Source organism: Promicromonospora kroppenstedtii DSM 19349 (assembly GCF_000515355.1).
Taxonomy (GTDB): Bacteria; Actinomycetota; Actinomycetes; order Actinomycetales; family Cellulomonadaceae; genus Promicromonospora; species Promicromonospora kroppenstedtii.
Genome location: NZ_KI911634.1, coordinates 124597 through 127323, shown reverse-complemented (window position 1 = coordinate 127323; position 2727 = coordinate 124597). Strand labels below are relative to the sequence as shown.

Below are 2727 nucleotides of genomic sequence, written 5' to 3'. Positions count from 1 at the left end.
CGCCACGGGTGCCGTCGAGACCGGCGCCCGGCTGCCGGCGCGCGTGGACGCCGTGCTGGAGTCGGTGGGCCAGGCGACGTGGGCCCACTCGATCCGCTCCGTGCGGCCGGGCGGATCGGTGCTGGTGTGCGGCGCGACGTCGGGCGACGCTCCCCCCGCCGAGCTGACCCGCATCTTCTTCCAGGAGATCCGGGTCCAGGGGGTCACCATGGGCACTCGCGAGGACCTGGGCGCGCTCGCCAGGTTCTGCGCGCGCACCGGCGTGCGCCCGATGATCGACGCCGAGGTGCCGCTCGCCGAGGCCGCCGAGGGCCTCGCCCGCCTGCACGAGGGCGGGCAGTTCGGCAAGATCGTCGTCCGCCCCTGACCTCCTGCACTTACAGCCCGGTCAGCGAACTTCGCCGAAAGTCTTGACCGGAGTCCAGAATGTCCGCGACAGTGTGAGAGAGCGCTCTCTCACACCGCCCGAAGTGCCAGACCGACGTTCGAAGGAGCACGTCAGATGCGCAGACACCTCCGCCTGCTCGCGGCGGCGACCACCGCCGCGGCCCTCCTCGCCCTGGGTGCGATCACCCAGGTCACCACCGCAGCGGCCGCCGCAGAACCGCTCTCCCAGGGCCGGCCCGTCACCACGTCCAGCACCGAGTTCGACTGGAGCACCGGCGCCGCTGCCGTCGACGGCGATCCCGGCACCCGCTGGTCCAGTGCCGCCGCCGACAACCAGTGGATCCGCGTCGACCTGGGCTCGGTCCAGGCGATCGACCGGGTAGTCCTCGACTGGGAGGCGGCGTACGCCTCCGGCTTCCGTATCGAGACCTCCGCCGACGGCGCGGCGTGGTCCACCGTCTACTCGACCACGACCGGCACGGGCGGCGACCAGAACCTCGACGTCGACGGGACCGGCCGCTACCTGCGCCTGTGGGTGACCCAGCGCGCCACCCAGTGGGGCGTCTCGCTGTGGGAGCTGCAGGTGTTCGGCACCGGGGGCGGCACGCCCACCGACACCTCGCTGCTCTCCTACGGCAAGCAGGGCAGCGCCTCCAGCTCGCAGAACGACGGCAGCTGCTGGCTCTGCTCCCCCGACAAGGCCTTCGACCTGGACCCGGCCAGCCGCTGGGCCGTCAGCCCCGACACGGGCTGGGTGGACGAGGGCTGGATCGCCGTCGACCTCGGGGCCGCCGCGCACGTGACCAGCGTGGTGCTGCAGTGGGACCCGGCGTTCGCGACGGCCTTCGACATCGAGGTGTCCGACAACGGCACCACGTGGCGCACCGTGCACAGCACCACGAGCGGCACCGGCTTCAAGCAGACCGTCCCGCTCGACGCCGACGGCCGGCACGTGCGCGTGCACATGCGCGACCGGAGCGGCCCCTACGGCTACTCGCTCTGGGAGTTCCAGGTCTACGGCACCGGTGGCGCGCCCGCCGCTCCCCCGGCCGAGCCCGCCGACCCCGACTTCGACGACCTCGACCTGGTCTGGAGCGACGAGTTCGACGGCCCCGCCGGTGCCGCGGCTGACGGCTCGAAGTGGACCATCGACGCCGGCCTGCCGCAGAACAACGAGCAGCAGGTCTACACCCCGAGCGGCAACGGCTTCCAGGACGGCCAGGGCAACTTCGTGCTGGAGGCACGGCGGGAGGACCGCGACGGCCGGCAGTACACGTCGCACCGGATGAACACCTCGAACAAGTTCCACGCGCAGTACGGCCGGTTCGAGGCCCGAGTGAAGGTGCCCGAGGGCCGCGGCCTGTGGCCCGCGTTCTGGATGATGGGCTCCGACTTCCTCGACGGGCGCCCGTGGCCGTACAACGGGGAGATCGACATCATGGAGTTCATCGGCCAGAACCCGACCCAGGCCCACTCCACCCTGCACGCCCCGGCTTACAACGGCGGCGGGGGCTACGGCGGGGCCTATGCCCTGCCTGACGGCTCGAAGATCTCGGACGGCTTCCACACCTGGGCCGCGGAGTGGGACAGCGAGGGCATCCAGTTCTCGCTGGACGGCCGCGACGTCTTCTACGCGGACCGGGACACCGTGGAGTCGACACGCGGGCCGTGGGTCTACGACCACGAGTTCTACCTGATCCTCAACCTCGCGGTGGGCGGTGACTGGCCCGGCCCGCCGGACGCGAGCACCCCGTTCCCGTCCCGCATGCTCGTCGACTACGTCCGCGTCTACCAGTGACCCGCTCGTCGGGTGCCGGGTCCCCGCGCAAGCAGGCAGGCGGAGACCCGGCACCCGGCGGCAGGTGGGGACGGGTATAAAGGGCGGGTGCCAGCTCGTCCTACGTTGGAGGTCGTGGCCTCCGTTGCCGGGGTGTCGCGCGCGACCGTGTCGCGCGTGATCAACGAGGTACCCACCGTCGACCCCGAGATCGCTGAGGTCGTGCGGCGGGCGATCGAGCAGACCGGCTACGTGCCCAACCTCGCGGCCCGCTCGCTCGTGACACGGCGCACGGGCTCGGTCGCCCTCGTGGTCTCGGAGCCGCCCGAGCAGCGCTCGCCGCTGCCGTTCCTCGAGCGGCTCTTCACCGACCCGTACCTGGGACGCGTGACGGCGGGCGCGCAGGAGGTGCTGCGGCCCCGCGACATCCACCTCGCGATCATCCCCGCCGACCCGCCCGCCCACGACCAGGTGGTCCGGTACGTGCGGCAGGGGCACGTCGACGGCGTCCTGCTCATCACGTCCAGCTCCGCCGACCCGCTGCCGGGGCGGCTCGCCGGCCT

The 2727-nt window shown here is 72.2% G+C and carries 3 protein-coding genes; all 3 read left to right on the top strand.

Annotation, left to right across the window (positions count from 1 at the left end; genetic code table 11):
- A partial coding sequence (locus PROKR_RS07100) for a zinc-binding dehydrogenase (protein WP_157601946.1) occupies nt 1–367 on the top strand: 367 nt, incomplete at its 5' end.
- A gap of 135 nt (nt 368–502) precedes the next feature.
- The gene (locus PROKR_RS07095; RefSeq protein WP_084800294.1) at nt 503–2185 is read left to right on the top strand and encodes a discoidin domain-containing protein; all 1683 of its coding nucleotides are present in this window, start codon (nt 503–505) and stop codon (nt 2183–2185) included.
- 114 nt (nt 2186–2299) lie between these two features.
- On the top strand, nt 2300–2727 hold a 428-nt coding region (locus PROKR_RS07090; protein ID WP_157601944.1), incomplete at its 3' end, for a LacI family DNA-binding transcriptional regulator.